This window comes from Pelagirhabdus alkalitolerans (genome assembly GCF_900096905.1).
Taxonomy (GTDB): domain Bacteria; phylum Bacillota; class Bacilli; order Bacillales; family Amphibacillaceae; genus Pelagirhabdus; species Pelagirhabdus alkalitolerans.
Window position 1 is genome coordinate 87862 of sequence record NZ_FMYI01000005.1, and the last position, 21479, is coordinate 109340.

The window sequence follows — 21479 nt, forward strand, 5'->3', positions numbered from 1 at the left end:
ACTGGTCAATTTATTTATTCATTATTTTCTTTCCATTAAATTGAGTCCAATACCCATGAAAATAACACCCATAAGGAAAAGAATCGATGCAGGTTCAATCATTTGAGATAATCCCGCTTCAAATATAATAGCCTGCCTTAATCCTTCAATACCATAATAAATAGGTACAAACCTCGCAAGTAGCAGCAGGAACGGTTGACTAACAAGCTCTATTGACCATAGCGCACCACCTAGCATAGCCATTGATGTCGCCACAATTGGAATAACTGCTTGTAGCTGTTGCGGGGATTGTACGACTCCCATGATGAGCATACCAAGTGCAACAATACTAAATACATAAGCAACTAACATAAACACTATCGATCCATAAGCACTACCTAATTCATATCCTAATATATAATCAAAGATGAAAAAACTAAGCCCAATCTGTAACATACCAAGTGTAAAGAAATAAGCGAGTTGCCCTTGATAGATTTTAAGCTTTGATAAAGAAGAGACAACGAGACGATCCCATGTCCCCGTTCTTTTTTCCGTTACCACATTACTTACACTAAATAGAATTGTGTACATAGAAAAGTAAAGCGTCATTCCGATAATAACGTGCGCATTATATCCCTTCTCAGCCATACCGTCTTGTTCAATGACAGAATCAATTTCGTAATCAATATAAGATACAACGTCAATCGAATCATCATCTAATGCGTTCAAACGTAACAATTGATAATAGTATCGATTCAAATATTGGTCGACAGCCATCAAGACTTGCGACTCTTGACCAACCCATAATTGATAATCATCATCTTCTAGTTGAACACCTAAACTGATTTGACTGCTTTCAATTCTTTCTTCAATGTCAGCCCTGTTAGTCGACTCAAATTGAAAATCCTCTGATTGATTCAGTTCATCAATTCGTTCCTCCACGACTTCTTCAGGTAGATCCTCACTAAAAGTGTGAACCGTGATATGTTGATCGGATTGATTACCAGCCAAAAAGAAAACAAATAACAGCGTCATACCTAAAAAACTTAAGACAAGTAGAGGCTCTCGTTTTAAACGAAGCCACTGCAATGTAAAAATAGCCCACATCACGTTAACCTCCTTTTAGGAAAGATCCAAACAGCCACGACAATCATGACAACACTCATTACCCATACACGATAGATCATTGGCAATACTTCTATGAGATCAACGCCCTGAATCCATTGCAAGTAAGCAGTCATCATCGCACCATTTGGCGTCCAATTACCTAATCGATAAATAAGTGGCGAAATTTGATCAACTGGTGTTAAGCTTCCACCGATAAACGCAAACAACGTCACAAGCCCTCCTGCAAAAACACCCGATACAGAATCATTATTGAAATGGAGCGTTAAAGCCGTTAGTACACTACTCATCGCACCTACAACTAGCGCAAAGTTCGCACTAATCCATAAAATACCTAGCCAAAATTCAATCGATGTATCCGTAAACGTATCAAAAATAACTGTTGATAGCGCAAATAAAATACTTAACTGGAGCATAACAACAATAAATGATGAAAATAACTTACTGACTAAATAGCTAACCGGGCTTTGATTCGTCAGCATTAAACGCATGAAAGCTTGAGATGTTTTTTCTTTAAAGGCAAGGCTTGCAATTGTTGATGCGACATATAACGCAAACATCGCAGCCATACCTACCGTATAATATTGAAAAGCCGAGACTGACGTTCGATTCGGTAAATGTTGAATTGAACCCAAATCGATCGATTGTTCATCCATTGAATCAACAGCTTCTTCTGTGTTTTGTGCAATCGATGCTTCTAAATTATATTGTTCAACAAATGTCGCAATAATTTGTTCAATCACATCTGAATAGATACGGTCACCATCTGAAACGGTGACATCAAGGGTTGCTGTTGTTTCCTCTTCTAAAAACAAAGCCGACAATGCATCCTGTGTAAACCCATCAGGAATACGAATCACACTCATAATCTCTTCATCCATTAGAGCGGATTCCAAATCATCAATCGATTCCGTTTCTAGAATATTGACCCAACCTTGTTCTTCAGCATCTTCTAAAACATTTTGCAAAATATAAACAGGACTAATCGAGTCTACTTCCGTCATCACTTGATCGATGACTTGATCTGGCCACTGTTGTGCAATAAGTGTCGATTCAAAAGTGTCAAGATCGGTATCTGTGTCGTGATCATCTTGTATGACGACATCAATCGGTTCAATATTAACCTCACCTGTCATTAAACCACCTAGTGCCATCCCTAAAATAGCGATCAATATAAAGGGCATCAGTATAAGGGTCATCACTTCCGCACGATCCCTAGAGATGGTCAAAAAATCTTTTTTAAATAAATTCCACATACAACCATCTCCTCCTTAATCCCTTAATTTACGTCCAGTTAAATGTAGAAATACATCTTCTAAAGTAGGGGATTTTACATGAATACCTGTAATCGTCACATTTGCTTCTTTTGCACAATCGAAAATATCACCAAAAAGTTCTGACCCTTTACTTGCTGTAAGTTGGTAACCTTTTTCAACCGGACTCACCTTTTCAATCATGGCATGTTCACTTAATTGATCAACAAAATCTGATGATTGTTTTTTAACATTAACCATAATCAATGCATCACCAGATAAAATGCTCTTCAGTTCTTCTTTAGTCCCAGATGCAATAATTTGACCATGATCCATGACATAAATACGGTCACATAGTGCTTCAACCTCTTCCATATAGTGACTCGTATAAAGAACCGTCATGTTTTCTTCACGATTCAAACGACGAACCATATCTAATATATAACGTCTGGATTGTGGGTCAATCCCTACAGTCGGCTCATCCATAATTAAAATATCAGGCTCATGAATCAAACTCACAGCAATATTAATACGACGTTTCATACCACCTGAGTAATTTTTAATCCGTTCTTTCTTACGTTCTAACAAACCTACCATATCAAGGACTTGGTCGACTTTATTCTCAAGTGCCTTCCCTTTTAATCCATAAACACGACCGAAAAATTTCATATTCTCATAAGCCGTTAACTCTTCATACAAGGCAATTTCTTGAGGCACAACACCTAAATCTTTTCGAATTTTTTCTGGTTTTTTTAAAACATCTTGCCCTTTATACAACACTTTTCCAGATGATGGCGCAAGCAACGTCGACATCATTGAGATCGTAGTTGATTTTCCGGCACCGTTTGGCCCCAATAAACCTACAGATTCTCCTGGTTGTAGATTTAAACTGACATTATCAACGGCTTGAGTCGTTTTAAAAGATTTACTTAAACCTTCTACATGTAACATATCAACACCTCATTTTTAATGATCTTTCTAACCTTAGTTTAATCTAAACAGTCTTTGTTGGACACTATCCTCAGTCATCACTTCTAACAAAAAAACATGACCTGCGTCACTTTGTGTTAAACGAGGTCATGCTTTAACGTATAGATCGCAATTTGGGTGCGATCTCGTAAGTCTAATTTATCTAATATAACCGAAATATGATTCTTCACCGTGCCCACGGACAAATAGAGTTGTTCTGCAATTTCTTTGTTTGTTAACCCTTTACCGATCCCGCACATAATCTTAATTTCTCGATCCGTTAAATCTGGATGAATCGGCTTTGACTTTGGCGTTTCATTCATTAATTTAGGAAAGACTTTTGCAGCGACTTGACTTTCAATCGTTAAACCACCGTTTAAACAGTCTTTGATCGATCGAATCAACTCTTCAGACTCCGCACTTTTTAGTAAATATCCATTGGCACCTACTTTTAAAGATTCGAGTGCGTATTCTTCATCATCAAATGTTGTTAACATCAAAATCTTACATTCAGTATTGTTATCACGGATCTGTTTAGCCGCTTCTATACCAGTCATTTCAGGCATCCGAATATCTAAAATAACTAAGTCAATTGAATCTTTTTCAGTTAGTCTAACCGCCTCTATACCATTATCTGCTTCAGCAACAACAGAAAAAGTCGGTTCTGTTTCAATCATCATTTTTAACCCTTGTCTAACGAGTAGTTGATCTTCTGCAAGTAATATGCGAATCATTTGCTCTCACCTCTTTTTAATGGAAATGTCCCAATCACATGAATCGTCTGATCCTTTTGTTCAACAACAAGCGAGCCTTTAATCATTTTCAAACGCTCTTTCATTGACCTTATCCCAAATCCTTCTTCAATTTGTGTTTCTTTATATGTATCATGTCGAATTTGAAATCTAAAATAGTGATCACCGACCAATCCAAATTCTATAACAGCATCCTTTACATCACTATGCCTCATCATATTCGTTAATGCTTCCTGAGTCGCTCGGTAAATGGCTACTGATTGATCATTGGTAAGTGATTGCTTAAACACACCTGGTTGCATATAAAAAGCAATTCTTAAATGACTCTCTGCCTCCAGTTTCCGAATCAATTGAATAATGGCTGATAAACCTTCTACATGATCTGTTTTCAGTGTTTGAACCGCTTCTCTTGTTTCATCCAAACTCTTTTGCGCTAAAGCTTTTAGTTCTTTATAGGTCTCTTTACTCGATTGATCTTGTTCATTTAAACGAGCTACTTCAAGTTGCATGAGTAATGCTGTTAACCGGTGACCAACAGAATCATGTAATTCTCGAGCAATTTGATGACGTTCATTTAATCTCGCTTTCTCACCCGTATCAGATATATGTTGTTTTACTTGTTTGTACCTGTGTAATAAATGATTATAATCATCATGAAGCGATTTATTGCTACTTAATTGAAGATGCCACATTAACAATAAAAAGCCAACAAATAGTATAAGAGCGATACTATATATCATTAACCAAGTATTGTACTGTAGAAAGAGGGTAACCATTAGCAAACTAAATTGATAAGACAAATGCCCATACACGACCGCTCCTTCAACCCGTTCTAACGTTTCTTTAGCCACAACGAATCCAATCAGCAGACCAAATCCGTTAAATGGTGCTTGATAAAACAAGCCTGTTATAAGTAACGGGAGTATCAATAAAACACTATGTAACAAATGCAGGTATCTACTGAATAAAGGGAGGGCGAAGTATAAAGCAAAAAATACCGTGGACACGGCGATTTGAAAAGACCAAGTCTCTCTAGTACCAACTTCAACATACAAAGCAAGACTCCACACCGTTATTAAATAAACGATTGTAAACCAAAATGACACCACATCTCTCACTCCTCGCTACAAATCTTCACACTCCCAATATAGCAAATTATAACTACCGAACCTAGTTTTTTTATGAAATAAAAAAATCCCCTGACCGTTTAGAGATCAGGGAATCTGTTTTATTCCTTCGTTAAGTCAAGGTGACTTCGCCTTGTGTCAATATTGCGAACTGCTTTTTCTATTTGATCGCGTTTAGCCTCCAAGAATGGTGGGAGTGATAACTTCTCACCCAACGTTTCATAAGGCTCATCTCCCATAAATCCAGGTCCATCTGTCGCCCACTCAAATAAAATTTGCGGAGCAACACGTGCATATAATGATTCAAAGAAGTGACGATTCACATAGCCAGACGTATTAAGTCCAAACTGAGGGAGATAATTAATCCATTCCTCTAACGCTTCTCTGTCTTCCACTCTAAATGCCGTATGATGAACGGTACCATAGCCTTGTCGTGCCTGATTAGAGTCTGGATCATCAATCACGATCACTTGTGCACCGTTTCCACCTTCTCCCACTTCAAACAGATAGTGGTCTGATTTTGCATCAATTTCAGTAAAGCCCATGACTTGCTCCAAGACTTTCTTAAAGAACTCTTTATTCTGAATGCGAATATGGATTGGACCTAAGCCTGTAATTGCATATTCAAGCGGGATTGGGCCTTTTTGCCATGGCGTGCCAGCTTTTACACCTTCATTCAATTCATCTGAAACAAGTTGATATTGTTGCTCATCAAAATCAATAAAGTTAATTACTTTCTTGCCAAACTGCTCGGTAATACCATCGTGCGGAACTTCTAAACGATCAAAACGTTCTACCCAATAGTTTAAAGCGTCATCACTTGGTACTCGAAATGCTGTGCGCGAAATCTCATTTGTACCGTGCTGACCTTTTGGAATACCTGGAAAATCAAAGAACGTCATATCCGTACCTGGATTTCCCTCATCATCTGCAAAGAATAAATGGTACGTTTGAATGTCATCTTGATTAACGGTCTTTTTGACTAATCGCATGCCTAATACATATGTGAAAAACTGATAATTCTCTTCTGCTGAACTCGTGATTGCTGTGACATGGTGAATACCTTTTAACGGTTGAACCATATTATTGCCTCCTTATCGGCATCGTTATTAATTATCTTTAATTCGAGATAAATATACCATAATTTTAATCATTTATGCAACTATACTGTTTGTTGAGCGCATGACTCGAAATTTCACCCTTGTTTTCTGTATAATATGGAGCAAAGGAGCGAAGATAATCATGAAATTTTTAACAAGGCAATATGATTTTTTTCACGCAAATGAGACTCGCCCACTCGAACATCGATTAAAAGCACTTGATTTATTAAAAACGGCCATTAAACGAAATGAATCAGACATTGTAGAAGCATTATCAAAAGATCTGAACAAGTCTGAGTTTGAGGCGTACACAACAGAAATTGGCATTCTTTATACTGAAATTGATTATGTTAAAAAACACTTAAAGAAGTGGATGAAACCAAAACGTGTGAAAACAGCGATCACACATATCGGTTCTGTTGGTAAAATTTATCCCGATCCTTACGGGGTTACATTAATTATCGCACCGTGGAATTATCCATTTCAGCTGGCGATCGCGCCTCTAATCGGGGCTATAGCAGGGGGGAATACAGCTGTAATTAAACCTTCTGAATTAACACCCCATACAGCGGATATTATTGAAACAATGATTGAACAGACATTCATTGATGATTTCATCGCTGTCAAACAAGGCGCAGTTGAAGAAACACAAGCACTTCTCGACCATCCATTTGATTATATCTTTTTCACTGGAAGTGTTGGCGTTGGCAAAATCGTGATGGAAAAAGCCAGTCACAATTTAACACCGATTACGTTAGAACTAGGTGGAAAAAGCCCTGCGATTGTACACGAAGATGCCTCACTAAAATTAGCAGCTAAACGTATTGCGTGGGGGAAATTCACAAATGCAGGTCAGACATGTGTTGCACCGGATTATCTCTATGTCCATGAACATGTGAAAGACACCTTCTTGACGCACTTGAAAGAAGCCATTTATGAATTGTATACCGATGATCCGATGTCGAACGCAGAATATACGCATATCGTCAATGACAAACATTTTGATCGACTGCTTCAATACTTGAATGATGGTCACGTCATTCAAGGCGGAGAATACGATCGCGACAATCGCGTGATTGAACCGACTCTCATGACAGATGTTCAACTTGACAGCGCCGTTATGGAAGATGAGATATTTGGCCCGATCCTTCCGATCCTCACTTATTCAGATATTCATACGATTGTTGACGATATTAAAAAGCATCCGAAGCCTTTAGCTTTATATCTCTTTTCAGAGACAGAGCATATTCAGTCTTATGTCATTGATAATGTACAATTTGGTGGTGGCTGTATTAACGATACCATCTTCCATTTAGCAACGCCTCATTTGCCGTTTGGTGGCGTTGGACACAGTGGAATGGGATCTTATCACGGTCAATATAGTTTTAAAGCTTTCACGCATCAAAAGAGTATCTTAAAACAAGCGACATGGTTTGATTTACCAATCCGCTATCCAAATGCCAAAAATGGTTTGAAATGGATTAAAAAATTAATGAAATAATGTTTAGTGACTTAAAAAGAAGGCGATAGATAACGAGTGGGGTGATATTATTGGCAAATGCTCTAGTTGGTATTGCACTTCTTTTTATTCTGGCGAACTTGTATTACTTTTTTACGAACAAACAATATAAACAGAGCTATTTCAGTACCGCTTTATTTCTTAAATTATTCTTCGTCTTACTAGGTGTTACGATCGGATTTACACTAATTTACTACGCGTTATCATTTGGTGACGTCATTTTAGTACATGAAGGGCACTCTGGCGAAGCAATCGATCCTAATTTCTCTGATCTCATGTACTTCAGTGGCACAACCATGTTATCTGTAGGCTATGGTGATATTGTACCTGTTGGTGCTGCCAGGTTCTTTTCATTAATTCAAGCATCTCTTGGCGTTTTGCTGCCAACAGCGTACTTTTTAAAAGCGATGGACAACTCTCAAAACTAATTGATCAAAAAAATGCCGAGCATATTTAATAATAGCTCGGCATTTTTATATTTGCTAATCGATTGTCACACCATCTTTAGCTGCATTAAATGGTAAGGGTTCAATCCCTTTATCTCTCCATAAATCATAAACGTCATCTTTTTTTACGGACTGTTTAACAAAAGCAATGCCACAGTCGCCACCACCAGCACCAGATGTTTTTCCAGCACCTGCGCCTCCAACGCCTTCAATTAAATCGGTTAAGCCTTCTGTTTCAATTGTTACATCACTTATTTCTGCTATTTGATTCAATGCTTTTCGATTTTTACGAATCCCTTCAAAAATCGAATCTATCTGTTTCTCTTTAAATCCAGACACAACCTCTTCAACCGCTTCTTGACTATCTTGCAGAAATTGTTGATAGTCAGTAGGATGGCTTTCTTTAAGCGCTTGAACACGCTCCACCATGGGGCCTGTTTGAGCTGATTTCATCGTCCAGCCGATCAAGAATTGAAGATCATCTAATTCATGTAGAGCATCAATCATAAGGTGCGGCCATTCTTTTTCAACAATTTCACCGACAGCTGCATCTGATGATAATTGTTCTTTAAGCCAATCATGGTCGAAAACACCGTAATGAACCCAACCTCCATAAGTTGCGGCTGCTACATCCGCACATGAGCCATTACCTTGCGCTTTAATATGAGCGATTGAAGCTAATTTAAAAATCAATTCACGATCGATCGCTTTGTCTCTTTTCTCAGAGCATTGTAATAAAGCACTAACAAGCCCTACTGATAGTGCAGCACTTGAACCTAGCCCATATTTTTGACCGGATTTTGAGTCTAATTCACTTGTAATTAATAAATGGATCGGGACATCATCACCGATATAGGCAAAAACCGTTTCTAAAACATGCTTGATAAAGACAAGACGTTTATCATTTTTATCAAACTTAACTTTGCCGTCTTCGAATGTCCAATGAATATCGGTTAACTTCAGCTGCGGTAAATCTAATCGATTTCCTCTAGCTGGTTGAATATCGACTGTTAAATAACGATCGATTGCAGCAACAATACCTGTTTGTCCTTTTTCTGTAATCGCATATTCTCCTGCAATCATTAACTTACCTGGTGCATGCACCATATAACGTTGAGCATTCATGAAGTTCTCTCCCATCATACGTCTAAGTAACGAATACCTGGTCCAATTTGGCATGTATATATTTGATTGACGACATCAATTTCATTTAAGGCATTTATTGTTTTTTCTTTATCTTGTGGCTGACAAACGACTTTTACATTAGGGCCTGCATCAATAGTGTAGTATGCTTCAACGCCTTGTTCTCTAAGCGATTGAACAGCTTCCATCACTCTCATAGTGGCGCTTTGCCAATACATAAATGGTGGATTGGCCCCTAAGGTTGTAGCATGCATTTTTAATGCATTTGCTTCTAACGTTTCACCGAATAACGTGAAATCTCGCTTCGTTATGGCTTGTTTAAGTGTCACCATATCTTCTCTAGCCGCTTTTAACCAGCCGTCATAAAATATTGATGTATCAACCGTACGTTTCATACCTTCTCGACTCAATACCTTCTTTGATTGTGTCGTGACTTCGACTGATAGTACGTTTAAATCCCAATCCTCTTGCTCTAAAACAGGTAACGCATAACAATCTGATCCATCTTCACGTTCACCTTTTTGCCACTCAACAAAGCCACCATAAATCGATCGGCTAGCAGAACCTGATCCTAAACGTGCCACTTGCGACAATTCACGTTTCGTTAAATCCAAACCTATTGCTTTTGTCGCCGCTGCTGCTAGTGCAGCAAAACCAGAAGCAGATGATGCAAAGCCAGCCGCCGTCGGCACATGATTAATTGAGTCAACACGCGCAAAGCGCTGATCATTTGCTAAATCGCGTACTTTATCTAAAAAGCGTGAGATTTTCTCAGTTTCTTCTTCACTTGCTTGTTCATTATTTAAATTAAAATAATCTTGTTTTAAATCGTTATCAAACGTCACCGTCGTATCTGTATAAAAATGATCTAAAGTCATCGATAAACTACTATTTGTCGGTAAAAACAATTGTTCATCTCGTTTACCCCAATACTTTATTAAGGCGATATTAGTGTGTGCGCGTGCTTTGGCTCTCAAAGTCCATCACCTCGTTTGTAATTTGACAATACCACGTTTCGCTGGCGCCCGCTGATTGAAGGGCTTTTTCAATCTCCCTAGCATTGTCTATAGAATCAGCTAAAGCGATCATACAGCCGCCTCGACCCCCACCTGTCAGTTTAGCACCTAAAGCGCCTGATGCTTGGCTGACTTCAACATAATGATCCAAGCCTGGATCACTGACACCGAGTGCTTTTAATTCAAAATGAGCTTGATTAAGCGTCTCTCCAAGCTTGATTAAATCTCCTGATTCCATGGACTCTCTTGCTTTTTTAGTTAAAGTACCTAGCGCTTCAATTCGCTTACGAGTATTTAAATGGTCTGTTTGATATAAAGCTTTAACACTATCGACTGCTGAATGGGTATCACCAATACGACCCGTGTCTGCCACGATTAAGTGGAGCGGTTGTTTGATTTTAACAATATCGACAGGTTGATCCTTCACAAACCATATTGGATGCTCACGACTCGTTGCTTCACGATCAATCCCGCTTGGGGTTCCATGAGCATGTTGCTCAGCCAAGTCAACAAAATCCATCAACGTCTCACGCTGTAATTCGACTTGAAAATACTTATACAAGCCTCTAACTAATGCGACGGCTATAGCCGCACTTGACCCTAGTCCACGTCCTATTGGAATCGTGGACTCCAAGTCGATATCGAAATCAACAGCCTTCTTTTTTAGCTTTTTACATACACCTTTAACACACGTGACAAGCCCTTGCATCTTCTCAGGCATATCTTCTAAGTCACCTTTATAAAAGCGGCTATTAAATTGAATATTTCCTGCTTTTCGCCTAATCTTAGCCATCACGCTGACAGCATCAAAAGGAAGCGCAATAGCGGGTTCATTATAAACGACCGCATGTTCACCGATCAAAATTAATTTACTATGCGCTCGGCCAATTGAACCGTCATTTACTGGTTTGACCATATGTGTGAACTCCTTTGTTGTCATCTTTAGTTCATATTATTTAATCACTAAGGTTTATTTTATTAATGAGCCCAAGTTTGATTCAATCATACTTGCGACAGATAGCTAATTATTTAACCTTAAAAAATGATACAAAACTGTATCATTTTACCGTCAAATTAATAAACCAACCGATTTTAATTATAATCTAGTTAAATTGGCATATCAACTATAAAACATGCAAAGTCTCTGGACCTGAAAAAACTCGTATTCGCAAAGATGAGCGAATACGAGCTTCTGTTGTTCTATAGATAAAGAATAGATGCATAAAAAACGGATACACAGACTATCATATCATCTTAAAAGATACCCTGAAAATTCGTTCACAAATGATCACTCTTCGTGCTGGTCAATAATGTCAAAAATCTTGGTATACGTTGCATCGGAATCATAATCATCTTCACCAACTTTTAATTCCCATGTCAATCTATTCTGATCAGCATCAAAAACAAATCCTTGCACGAGTCCAAATGATTCATTTTCATGCGTCTCATCATAAATTTGATCTTCATGAAGAAACAGATAATAAGGTTTACGTAAACCTATAAAAAACGTAGGGATCTTCATCTCATTAAATGTGTCAGTATAAGCTGGTTGAGATAACTCTTGAAATAGATCTTCATCATTAATGATCAAACCGTCCAGGTCCTCATGTTCAGAGAAATCTTCAACCTGCACGTCTTCAAACCGTACATTCGTAAATTCAGCATCTGGTTGATCCCCCAACATACCTATAACCAAGTGATCACCATCATAGTCAGTCGTTGGTTCTACTAACTCATCCAATATATCCGAGGAACAACCTGCTAATAAAATGCTTGTCAAAGTAAGTAACAAAAAAACGATCGATTTCAACATGAACACCACTTTCTTTTGATTTACGATTGAAGTACTATACGCGAATCTTCCACTACCAATTTTATCAAAATCACACAATGATTGTAAACGTTCACTATAACGAGCTAACCAATTTTCATCCTATATTTTTTATTTGAAATCAAAAACTCGTATCCGCTCTTTTTAGCGAATACGAGTTTTTATAGTTACTTTGCTTGCTTAAAACTTATAATAGATCGAATCTTTATACTCATTGACTAGCTTTTGGTTCAATTCATCACCACCATCTAAATTAGCGCTATAAAATATGGGTGGCTTGTCCATTCCATTTGCCTTCAGTTGTTTAACGGTTTCGACAACGAGTGTGTTAACAACCATAGCACCTATGACTGTAGAAGATGGGCCAACACGCATATCCAGTCCGTCTATTTCACACATCGCATCTCCTATTGCACCGTGATTGTCGATGACAATATCACAATACTGATACATGTTCTTTCCATCTGGGTGACGTGATGTGACTTGAGTTGAATATGTTAGATTGGTTAATCCAATAACCGTCACACCCATCTTTTGAGCTTCTAATGCAAGCTCAATTGTGACAGGATTTCGGCCAGATACCGAGTGAACAATTAAGACATCGCCTGACTTAAATGGTGTCTTTTTAAATAGAGCTGTCCCATAACCGACCAAACGTTCCATTTGGCTTGTATGCGTAATCGGTTCAACATCTAACGTCACACTCTCACCGAAAATCGGATTGATCGTCATTAATCCACCTGCACGATAGTACAGTTCTTGAGTTAGAATGCCTGCATGACTTGCACCGAAAGCAAAGATAGATTGTTTGTTTTCAACAGCTTCTGTTAGTGCATCAACAGCTTTTTTAATATTTTCTGTCTCTTCACGTTCGACAACATCTATTAATTCTTTTATACCTTCAAAATAATCAAACATTTAACCCAACACTCCTGAGAATAATTGTGCTAACCAGCTTGCAAGTGGACCAAAGATAGAGAAGTCGTTACCACCGAATATGAGTAACCAGTTTTGGATCGTTGTCTCATAAACAACAACAGAAATACCCATTAAACCAACCATTACAATCGCACTAACAATTGTACCAATGATCGATCCTTTAAGACCACCTTGACCTTCACCAACAATAGCTGCACCACCCATTTCAAAGAATGATGTGACAACTAAAGGAACTAATAGAACACCGAAAAGGTTTGTTGTATTTGCAATTAAGATCATGATTGTTGATGTTGTCATAGCAACAAGGAAACCAATAATAACTGCATTCGGTTTGTAATTAAATAGTATCGGAACATCGAATGCCGGTATAGCACCTGGAATGACTTTATCTGAAATACCTTGGAATGCTGGAATAATTTGATTAATTAACATGCGCACACCTTGCAACATAACAATTAACCCAGCACCAAATGTTAGACCTTGTGTAATGGCATTAAAGATGAAGTTATCTCCTTCAGCCACTATTTCAGGGGCAACAAAGTACATGATAATAAACACAACAAAGATAACAATTGAACCTGTTACTGAAATCTCACGGAAGAAAGATAGGCTCTTCGGAACATTTAATGATTCAGTCGAACGTTCCTTGTTTCCTACGCGTTTAGCAACAAAACCAGAGATAATACTCAAGATACCAGTTGGGTGACCAATTAAGAACGAGTCATCACCCGTCACATCCCAAATATATCGGCGCATAATCCACGGCATAAATGACCAATACATAGCAGATAAAATAGCCCCAAATACAATTAGACTAATACCTGATAAACCACCTTCAACACCTGCTGCTACAAATATAAATGGGAACCACCACAGCATATGACCGGTAAGGAAAATTGTTTTTACTGGCGTGACGCGTGCAATAACTAAATGCAAAATAAGACCAATAAACATGGCAAGCCCTACCTCACCACCATAATCAGCAAGGAAGGTGACATCACTCAGTGCTTCCGTTACCTCCGCTTCTTCAGCAATTGTTTCTTGGAAAGCATCATTAATCGGTGAAATCGTATCGATAATTAGATTAACACCAACGTCTAAAATGAACATACCAAATGCTGCCGTTAGGGATCCTTTTACAATATCAGCAATATTTTTACGCTGAATAATAAGACCAATTGCTGCAATTAAACCTAATAGAACAGGTGGGTTTCTTAATATATTATCCGTAAGAAAATCTAAAAATGTTTGCATCGTTATCATTCCTTTCTTCTTTATATGGGGTGATCAATTCAATTTAGATCAGATAAATTCATATTCCTTTAGGGTGTCTGCCTTAACCTAAAAAGTCATCTAATGCTTGGCCAACCTCTTCTTTGTCCATATAACGCTGAATCGGATAGACTGGTGATTTTGTAGCTGTCTTTAATTCATCACCGAGTTCTTGACTTGTAAAGACTGCATCGGCATTTGTTCCTTTTGCGGAACTTAAGTCCATATTCTCAACTTCACATTCCACCCCTCTTTCCTTAGCGGCTTTCTCGATTGACATTTTTAAAACAAGTGAAGAACCTACACCAAATCCACATACGGCTAAAAACTTATACATTTCTGTCATCTCCTTTATAATAGTTTTTTTATTTCAGCCAAATCATTGGCTAAAAATTGTTCATACGTTTCATCATTCATCAGTAATTCAGAAATCTCAGACAGTGCCTTCAAATGCGATGTATGATCTACCGCGGCTAATACTAAAAACACTTTCACTGGATTCCCTTTTAAATCGACAGGCTCATCTAAAAGTAACAATGATAGCCCTACATCATTCACTCCTTCACCTGCTTTAGCATGTGGTAAAGCAAAATAATCTTTTAAAACGATATAAGGACCATTCTTTTCAACACTATCAATCATGGCCTGTATATAACTTTCTTCTATAATCCTACTTTTTAATAGGGGATCTGCTGCAACAGCTATCGCTTCTTCCCAAGAATCGAGGCATGAAACATGTTGCATGTAGTCATCTTTTAAATATTCTTTGAGCATATACCTCTATCCTTTCTTTCTATTGATGGCGTGCTAAATAACGATAAATCGATTGATCAGATTGATTAATAAAGATACGTTCCACTTCAGACCTAGATTGCATCATGTCGTAAATACGCCCAATAATCATGCTAATATGTTCCATATCTTCTTTCGCAACACTAATCAATATAATGACATCCACCTTTTCTTTCCCCCAGGTTATTTTCTTTTCATTCACTAATATAGAAATATGCGTTTGGTTCACATATGACGGATTTCCATGTGGTATTGCAACACCCGTCTCAAAAGCCGTTGAAGACATCGCTTCACGCTGAAAAACAGAATCTAAATAGTCTGGATTGACCAATTGAGCATCTACAAGCGGTTTGGTCAAATACTTTAACGCTTCGCTCTCTGAATGAAGATGTGCCCTTTTAATCGTTAGCCTATTTTTTAATGAATGAATCAATGGATGCTCTTCATCTTGGTCATATATTCGATCAACACTGTGCGAGTTGGACTCAAATATGTCATTCATCCTTTGTACCACATCACTTAATTCACGATCTGTCGGAATAGAAGATAGTTCAATAACTGGTGGCCCTGAAATGGTTAAATCAACTGTGGAAATAATAAGGTCAACTTTACTTAAATCAACATTCGCGACTTTTTCTTCAGAAATCATTTCATAAACATGTACACTCGGTAAAAATTGCTTAATGCGTCTTTCCAATATTTCAGTGGTTAATAAGCCGCTTTGACAAATAATCAACACTTTCTTAATATCTCGTTTTCGTTCTAATGCAGATTGAAAGTGAATCATTAAAAAGCCAATTTCATCTTCTGGCATTCGGATACCTAGCTCATTTTCCATATCAACGACAACATACCAAGTTAGGTGAAACATCATGGAATATTGTTTTTTTATTTCATGAATATATGGATTGGTTAACGTAATATCGTTTCTCAACCGAAAAAGCATTGGGACAAGGTGGTGCAATAATCCTGTTTTCAACTGCTCATCTTCTGATAAATCTTCATTCATGATCTTACCAATTTTTACAATGAGTTCGTCGGCTAAATATTCAAAGTATGAATGGCCTTCTAAAACAAGGTCTTGTTTCAAACCGTTTGCGACTAAACATTGATTAAGAAATAAAATATCTTGAGTTGAAAAAACAACATCCAATGATTCTTGTATATGACTGGCAAGATCATGTGCAATATAGTAGGTATCGAGTTCTGTCACACGTTCAAAAATATAACCCGATAACCCTTCAAAATGATAATCTTGACTAACCCTGTAATAGAGTAAACTTAAATTTTCAAACAATTGAATACGATAATATTCAGCTAGCTGATATTTAGTACCGAGTTCTTCAACTGATTGTATCAATACATTGACCGCTTCGTTTGATAGGAATAGTTCATCTTTTATAAACGCGCTATAATGAATTAAACTGTAAGGGGGATTACCAAATAATTTGGAGTAACTGACGTAAAAATACTTACCCCACATTTCTTGAAGCATCCGTTCTGTTACTTCTAATTTGGTTCCTTCGTTATTAAATGAAAAGCTTGATTGACCAATGGAATAGGTTTCTCTGATGGCTTTCATATCTTTTACGATCGTTGACCTGCTAACAAAGTATTGATCAGCTAAATCTAAATAGGAAACGCGCTCTCCTTGAAGGAGACGTTTAAATATGATTTGTTGTCGATCACTCGGTTCTAAATCCAATGTTGCTTGCTTTTCAAGTGTCTGCAATAACTCTGAAACTTTGTTTGTATCTCCATTTAATTTAATACCTAAACCCGTCTTTTTTTCTAAACTTAGCCCTGTACATTTAATAATGGGAGCAAGGCTATTTAAATAGGAGTGAATGGTGCGTGTTGATACGCCTAAATGTTCACTTATTTCTGTTGCTGATAAATAATCATCCGTTCCTACCAACAGATCAATCAACTTTTGCTTGTGTTTTAATGACAACCTCTACTCGCCCCCTTTCGCTTACAATTGCAGTATAACACGATTTTGTAAGCGCTAATATTTAAGAAATCTCAACAATCGATGTTGCAACGAAGTAAACACCTAATCGTTTTTTATATAAAAAAACGATTGGGATTAAGCTTTACGCTTAATTCCAATCGTTCTTCCAACCTGTTCACATCCTACACCTGAGGGTTGCTCATGCCAGATTGCATCAATTGCTTCACGAATAGTTGGTAAAAATGGAGCAGGTCTTCCTATTGTTTGATCAATCCCCATTAACATCTGTTCACTTGTCGCTATACGTTCATCTTTTTGATTTGTCATAATGAATAAAACGTGCAATCGCTTTTTATCATAATCAATCAACTTCACTCTGACTGTTAAGGCTTCGCCCTGATGTGCTTCTTTTAAGTAGCAAAGATGGGTTTCAAGTGTATAAAGCGTATGAGATTCTGCACGAATAAAATCTTTTGTTAAGCCAATCTGTGACATTAAATCATCAACAGCTTCACTAAAGACCGCAGCATATACTGCATCATTCATATGACCATTATAATCAACTTCCTCTGGTTTAACATGTGTATGATACGTCGTTAATTTCATTATTTCACCTCTTTTTATGGCCAATAATCTTCGACTAAATCAATTAATTGGACTAAAAATGCATTCCGTTTATGTTCTAACTCAGCTACTGAACGATCACCTGCATGGGTTTCACATCCATTAATGACGCGTTCTTTTAAATCTTCCGTTAATTCTGGTGCTTCTAATTTTGTCCACGGCAATTTTAAAGCGGGGCCAAATTGTTTTAACATATGACGCATGCCTTCTTTTCCACCTGCTAAGTGAAATGTCATGAAGGGACCCATCTGTGCCCAACGTAAACCTGCACCATAAGTGATCGCTTTATCGACCTCTTCTGTCGTTGCGATGCCATCGTTCACTAAATGCAGTGCTTCACGCCACAAAGCTTCCATTAAACGATCCGCTACAAACCCTTCAATTTCTTTTTCAATAATCATAGGCTTCATATTGGCCGCTTCATATAAATCATGTGCGGCTTGCTTCATTTCTTTTGTTGTTTGTTTGCCCCCTACAATTTCAACCAGTGGTAACAAATATACTGGATTGAATGGATGAGCGACAACAAGGCGCTCTGGATGATCAAGCTTTATTTGTAGTTCGGTTGGCTTAATGCCTGAAGTGCTTGAACCGATAATCGCATCTTTTTGGGCGAATCGGTCAATTTCTTTAAGAACGTCTTGTTTTAAATCAAGGCGCTCTGGCACATTTTCTTGAATTAAGTCAGCATGTTTGACTGCATCTTCGATTGATGAAACAAACCGAATACGCTCATGAGAAGCGTCTGTGTGTAAGCCTAACGATTCAACTGACTCCCATGCCTGTTCAATCACTTCTTTTGTTCTAGCTTCTGCTCCGTCTATTGGATCATATGCCACCACATCAAAACCATTTGCTAAGAAGCGTACAATCCAGCCATTTCCAATCACACCTGTACCTATAATCGCGATTTGTTTATTATTCATGTTTGTTTCCTCCGTTTGGTTGTAATAAATTATACTGGATACGTGCTTCTTGTGGTGTCAAAACTTCTATATCATGCGCATGCAGTTGTTTAACGGCTTGATCAACTAACTGCTCATTCGATGCTAAAACACCTTTTCTCAAATAAAGATTATCTTCTAAACCGACACGCACATTCCCACCTAAAAGTGCTGTTTGGGTAACCATCGGCAATTGCTTGGCCCCTATACTAAAAGCTGAGAAATGACCATTTTCCGGAATTCGGTTTTTCATATACATCAATGTTTCCATATCAGCCTCTGCTCCCCATGGAATACCTAAACAAAATTGATACATCGGATCATTTGAGATCAATCCCTCTTTAACAAGTTGATTAGCAAAACGTAAGTGGCCTGTATCAAACACTTCTAATTCTGGTTTCACACCGCTTTTTTGAACGAGTTTAGCTTGTTCTCGTAACCAATCCGTTGGGCTCATATAAATCATCTGACCAAAGTTTGTGGTGCCACAATCTAATGTACACATTTCAGGTAATAGTTCACCGACAGGTTCATGACGTTCCTTTGGCGTTTGAATGTCCGTTCCATTTCCTCCTGCAGCGGGGGTATCAAGGCTTGGGATAAAATCACCGCCACCTCCTGATGTGATATTAATAACGGCATCCGTTTTTGAATCGCGGATACGATCGACGATTTCTCGATAATGATCAACATCATGACTGACACCTTTCGTTTTAGGGTCACGTGCATGAACATGGACGACTGTTGCCCCTGCTTTAGCTGATTCAATTGCAGATTCTGCAATTTCTTTTGGCGTTACCGGAACATTTGGATTTTTGTTCGTTGTATCTCCAGCACCTGTCACAGCTGCTGTTAACATTACTTTTTTAGTCATGTAATACCTCCTGAAAAATTAACTTTACCGACTAGACGGTTTTTCTGTTTTATACTGTACCATCCGGACGGTTTTTGTTCAAGCTTTTTTTATAAAAAAAAAAGAACACTGTTTATCAAAAACAGTGTTCACAAATGTTTTATGTGGTTATTTTGACTTTGTATACGTTTGAATCCATTCTTGCAAACGGTGATACACTTCTTCTTTTTGCTCAGGTTCAATTTGATACGTTTCAAACAATTCCGATAACCAAATCCCATCTGTTGCTAAGCGAATAATCGTTGCATCAATCGGATCAATCCCATCATTTTCAATCTGATGTTGCCACTTCTCATAGGCTTCGTGTATCGGTTTTAAGAGCGTTGGATCCACCGCTTTTGCGGCTAATAATCCAGCGTGCATTTCTTTTTTGGGATAGCCTTGGTTGAACGTGACGTTTAAAAAAGCTCGCGTCCATTTACCACGCTCCACTGGGTCCTCATTTGCCTGGGTTTCGATCTTTTCTTGATAATTTCTAGCTAGATGCTCAACCATCCCTTCGACTAATGCTTGTTTTGAAGGAAAATGATAGAGGAGTCCGCCTTTACTAATTCCAGCTTCTTTAGCGACGGATTCAAGCGTGAAATTAAAGATCCCTTTTTCTTCCACAATACGTGATGCTGCATTTAATATGTCTATTTGTCTCGATTTTTTTACCATCTTGTCAGTCCTTTACTTTATAAGTCATATACTCTACTCATAGAATATACCAAACAGACGGTACAGTTCAATTCAAATTTAAAAAACCCTCTCTGACATAAGTCAAAGAGGGTGGGGGGAGCTTTAGTTAATTGACAACTGCATCAAAACTTGATTTTGGCTTGCCTTTTTCATCGAAAAGAAATGGCCAATTTATTCTTCCCTTAACAGGAAAATCACTCAACCATGTATAACGATCTGATATACCCCAGAACGTCACACAACTAATATGTTCTTGATATTTTTTAAATAAACCAAAGAATTCTTTGTAGCGTTTAGCTTGCAAATCAAGCATTTCTTCAGTTGGTTTTAAAACATCGGTACGCTTATCTTTAAATGCGAACATTGACACATCCATCTCCGTGATATGGAGTGTCAAACCGAGTTCGCTATATCGTTTAAGCGCTGTATCGATATCATGATAGCTTGGCTCATATAAATTCCAATGCGCTTGTAACCCAATACCTGATATAGGTACATCACGTTTTATTAACCCGTCTACTAAACGATAAATTTTCCCTCTTTTATCTGGATTCGATTCGTTATAATCGTTGTAAAACAGTAATGCATCTGGGTCGGCTTCGTGCGCAAACTGAAAAGCATAATCAATAAAATCCTCACCGATAATCTCAAGCCATTTTGATGGTCTGAGTTCAACGCCTTCATCATCACTAACCGCTTCATTTACAACGTCCCACGCATAAATTCTTCCTTTATAACGTGTCATGACCGTTTTAATATGCTGTTTCATCCGATCCAAAAGCTCATCACGACTCACGTCTTCGCCTTTATCATCTTTAAAAAACCAATCTGGTGTTTGATTGTGCCATACTAATGTATGACCACGCATTTTGATATCATGATCTTCAGCAAATTTCAAAAAACGATCAGCTATTGTAAAATCATACTGGCCTGGCTCGGGATGAATTTCCTCGAACTTCATCTCATTTTCAGCTGTTATCGAATTAAACTGTGTTTTTAATAAATCAGCATCTTGATCAATCGTGTTTTGATTCACAGCAGCTCCGATCAAAAACTCATCCTTGAAATGCTCTTTTAATGCCTTCACATAAAAGCCCCTC

Annotated in this window: 22 protein-coding genes; 2 read left to right on the top strand and 20 right to left on the bottom strand. The window is 37.8% G+C overall.

Features of this window, described 5'->3' with window-relative positions; genetic code table 11:
- Positions 1–21 precede the first annotated feature (21 nt).
- From BLR62_RS07750 to BLR62_RS07775, 6 genes are all read right to left on the bottom strand, one after another.
- Positions 22–1086 (bottom strand): ABC transporter permease, encoded by a 1065-nt coding sequence (locus BLR62_RS07750; protein WP_090795499.1) that lies wholly within the window; start codon positions 1084–1086, stop codon positions 22–24.
- The gene (locus tag BLR62_RS07755; RefSeq protein WP_090795501.1) at positions 1086–2360 is read right to left on the bottom strand and encodes an ABC transporter permease; all 1275 of its coding nucleotides are present in this window, start codon (positions 2358–2360) and stop codon (positions 1086–1088) included. The genes BLR62_RS07750 and BLR62_RS07755 overlap by 1 nt, the downstream gene beginning before the upstream one ends.
- A gap of 15 nt (positions 2361–2375) precedes the next feature.
- Entirely contained in the window at positions 2376–3308 is a 933-nt protein-coding gene (locus BLR62_RS07760) for an ABC transporter ATP-binding protein (RefSeq protein ID WP_090795502.1), read from the bottom strand.
- A gap of 116 nt (positions 3309–3424) precedes the next feature.
- Entirely contained in the window at positions 3425–4060 is a 636-nt protein-coding gene (locus BLR62_RS07765; RefSeq protein WP_090795505.1) for a response regulator, read from the bottom strand.
- Complete coding sequence (locus tag BLR62_RS07770) at positions 4057–5184, bottom strand: sensor histidine kinase (RefSeq protein WP_143008362.1); 1128 nt, start codon at positions 5182–5184, stop codon at positions 4057–4059. Before BLR62_RS07770 ends, BLR62_RS07765 begins: the two co-directional genes overlap by 4 nt.
- 122 nt (positions 5185–5306) lie before the next feature.
- Positions 5307–6287 (bottom strand): ring-cleaving dioxygenase, encoded by a 981-nt coding sequence (locus BLR62_RS07775; RefSeq protein ID WP_090795509.1) that lies wholly within the window; start codon positions 6285–6287, stop codon positions 5307–5309.
- Between the two features lie 160 nt (positions 6288–6447).
- On the opposite strand from BLR62_RS07775, the gene BLR62_RS07780 reads away from it, so the two are divergent.
- Positions 6448–7806: an aldehyde dehydrogenase gene (locus tag BLR62_RS07780; protein WP_090795511.1), complete on the top strand. Its 1359-nt coding sequence runs from the start codon at positions 6448–6450 to the stop codon at positions 7804–7806.
- Between the two features lie 41 nt (positions 7807–7847).
- Positions 7848–8252, top strand: coding sequence for a potassium channel family protein (locus tag BLR62_RS07785; RefSeq protein WP_342706540.1), 405 nt, complete (start codon positions 7848–7850; stop codon positions 8250–8252).
- A 54-nt stretch (positions 8253–8306) separates the two neighbouring features.
- On the opposite strand, the gene BLR62_RS07790 is transcribed toward BLR62_RS07785, so the two are convergent.
- The 14 genes from BLR62_RS07790 to BLR62_RS07855 form a co-directional block, all read right to left on the bottom strand.
- Complete coding sequence (locus BLR62_RS07790) at positions 8307–9395, bottom strand: phosphomevalonate kinase (protein ID WP_090795515.1); 1089 nt, start codon at positions 9393–9395, stop codon at positions 8307–8309.
- 14 nt (positions 9396–9409) lie between these two features.
- Positions 9410–10390, bottom strand: coding sequence for a diphosphomevalonate decarboxylase (gene mvaD / locus BLR62_RS07795; RefSeq protein ID WP_090795517.1), 981 nt, complete (start codon positions 10388–10390; stop codon positions 9410–9412).
- The gene (mvk, locus tag BLR62_RS07800) at positions 10362–11345 is read right to left on the bottom strand and encodes a mevalonate kinase (RefSeq protein WP_090795519.1); all 984 of its coding nucleotides are present in this window, start codon (positions 11343–11345) and stop codon (positions 10362–10364) included. Before mvk ends, mvaD begins: the two co-directional genes overlap by 29 nt.
- Positions 11346–11717: 372 nt before the next feature.
- Entirely contained in the window at positions 11718–12221 is a 504-nt protein-coding gene (locus BLR62_RS07805; protein WP_176759255.1) for a hypothetical protein, read from the bottom strand.
- Between the two features lie 219 nt (positions 12222–12440).
- Positions 12441–13178 (bottom strand): sugar isomerase domain-containing protein, encoded by a 738-nt coding sequence (locus BLR62_RS07810; protein WP_090795525.1) that lies wholly within the window; start codon positions 13176–13178, stop codon positions 12441–12443.
- Entirely contained in the window at positions 13179–14453 is a 1275-nt protein-coding gene (locus BLR62_RS07815) for a PTS ascorbate transporter subunit IIC (RefSeq protein WP_090795527.1), read from the bottom strand. It abuts the gene before it with no gap.
- Positions 14454–14535: 82 nt separating this feature from the next.
- Positions 14536–14808 carry a PTS sugar transporter subunit IIB gene (locus tag BLR62_RS07820; RefSeq protein ID WP_090795530.1) on the bottom strand — a complete coding sequence of 91 codons (273 nt, stop codon included), beginning with the start codon at positions 14806–14808 and terminating at the stop codon, positions 14536–14538.
- Between the two features lie 14 nt (positions 14809–14822).
- Complete coding sequence (locus BLR62_RS07825; RefSeq protein ID WP_090795531.1) at positions 14823–15245, bottom strand: PTS sugar transporter subunit IIA; 423 nt, start codon at positions 15243–15245, stop codon at positions 14823–14825.
- 19 nt (positions 15246–15264) lie between these two features.
- Positions 15265–17217: a BglG family transcription antiterminator gene (locus tag BLR62_RS07830; protein WP_090795534.1), complete on the bottom strand. Its 1953-nt coding sequence runs from the start codon at positions 17215–17217 to the stop codon at positions 15265–15267.
- A gap of 135 nt (positions 17218–17352) precedes the next feature.
- Positions 17353–17823 carry a thioesterase family protein gene (locus BLR62_RS07835; RefSeq protein ID WP_090795535.1) on the bottom strand — a complete coding sequence of 157 codons (471 nt, stop codon included), beginning with the start codon at positions 17821–17823 and terminating at the stop codon, positions 17353–17355.
- A gap of 14 nt (positions 17824–17837) precedes the next feature.
- Positions 17838–18767: a 3-hydroxyacyl-CoA dehydrogenase NAD-binding domain-containing protein gene (locus BLR62_RS07840; protein ID WP_090795538.1), complete on the bottom strand. Its 930-nt coding sequence runs from the start codon at positions 18765–18767 to the stop codon at positions 17838–17840.
- Positions 18760–19659, bottom strand: coding sequence for a beta-keto acid cleavage family enzyme (locus BLR62_RS07845; protein WP_090795540.1), 900 nt, complete (start codon positions 19657–19659; stop codon positions 18760–18762). The genes BLR62_RS07840 and BLR62_RS07845 overlap by 8 nt, the downstream gene beginning before the upstream one ends.
- A gap of 147 nt (positions 19660–19806) precedes the next feature.
- Positions 19807–20358 carry a TetR/AcrR family transcriptional regulator gene (locus BLR62_RS07850; protein ID WP_090795542.1) on the bottom strand — a complete coding sequence of 184 codons (552 nt, stop codon included), beginning with the start codon at positions 20356–20358 and terminating at the stop codon, positions 19807–19809.
- Positions 20359–20485: 127 nt separating this feature from the next.
- On the bottom strand, positions 20486–21466 hold the full coding sequence (locus tag BLR62_RS07855) for an endo-1,4-beta-xylanase (RefSeq protein ID WP_090795545.1): 981 nt from the start codon (positions 21464–21466) through the stop codon (positions 20486–20488).
- Between the last annotated feature and the right edge of the window lie 13 nt (positions 21467–21479).

Coding starts and splice junctions, on each gene's coding strand:
- BLR62_RS07815 (WP_090795527.1), bottom strand. CDS start 14,453: ATGCAAACATTTTTAGATTTTCTTACGGATAATATATTAAGAAACCCA.
- BLR62_RS07755 (WP_090795501.1), bottom strand. CDS start 2,360: ATGTGGAATTTATTTAAAAAAGATTTTTTGACCATCTCTAGGGATCGT.
- BLR62_RS07780 (WP_090795511.1), top strand. CDS start 6,448: ATGAAATTTTTAACAAGGCAATATGATTTTTTTCACGCAAATGAGACT.
- BLR62_RS07775 (WP_090795509.1), bottom strand. CDS start 6,287: ATGGTTCAACCGTTAAAAGGTATTCACCATGTCACAGCAATCACGAGT.
- BLR62_RS07825 (WP_090795531.1), bottom strand. CDS start 15,245: ATGCTCAAAGAATATTTAAAAGATGACTACATGCAACATGTTTCATGC.
- BLR62_RS07810 (WP_090795525.1), bottom strand. CDS start 13,178: ATGTTTGATTATTTTGAAGGTATAAAAGAATTAATAGATGTTGTCGAA.
- BLR62_RS07760 (WP_090795502.1), bottom strand. CDS start 3,308: ATGTTACATGTAGAAGGTTTAAGTAAATCTTTTAAAACGACTCAAGCC.
- BLR62_RS07820 (WP_090795530.1), bottom strand. CDS start 14,808: ATGTATAAGTTTTTAGCCGTATGTGGATTTGGTGTAGGTTCTTCACTT.
- mvk (WP_090795519.1), bottom strand. CDS start 11,345: ATGGTCAAACCAGTAAATGACGGTTCAATTGGCCGAGCGCATAGTAAA.
- BLR62_RS07765 (WP_090795505.1), bottom strand. CDS start 4,060: ATGATTCGCATATTACTTGCAGAAGATCAACTACTCGTTAGACAAGGG.
- BLR62_RS07790 (WP_090795515.1), bottom strand. CDS start 9,395: ATGAATGCTCAACGTTATATGGTGCATGCACCAGGTAAGTTAATGATT.
- BLR62_RS07845 (WP_090795540.1), bottom strand. CDS start 19,659: ATGACTAAAAAAGTAATGTTAACAGCAGCTGTGACAGGTGCTGGAGAT.
- BLR62_RS07835 (WP_090795535.1), bottom strand. CDS start 17,823: ATGAAATTAACGACGTATCATACACATGTTAAACCAGAGGAAGTTGAT.
- BLR62_RS07850 (WP_090795542.1), bottom strand. CDS start 20,358: ATGGTAAAAAAATCGAGACAAATAGACATATTAAATGCAGCATCACGT.
- BLR62_RS07750 (WP_090795499.1), bottom strand. CDS start 1,086: ATGTGGGCTATTTTTACATTGCAGTGGCTTCGTTTAAAACGAGAGCCT.
- BLR62_RS07840 (WP_090795538.1), bottom strand. CDS start 18,767: ATGAATAATAAACAAATCGCGATTATAGGTACAGGTGTGATTGGAAAT.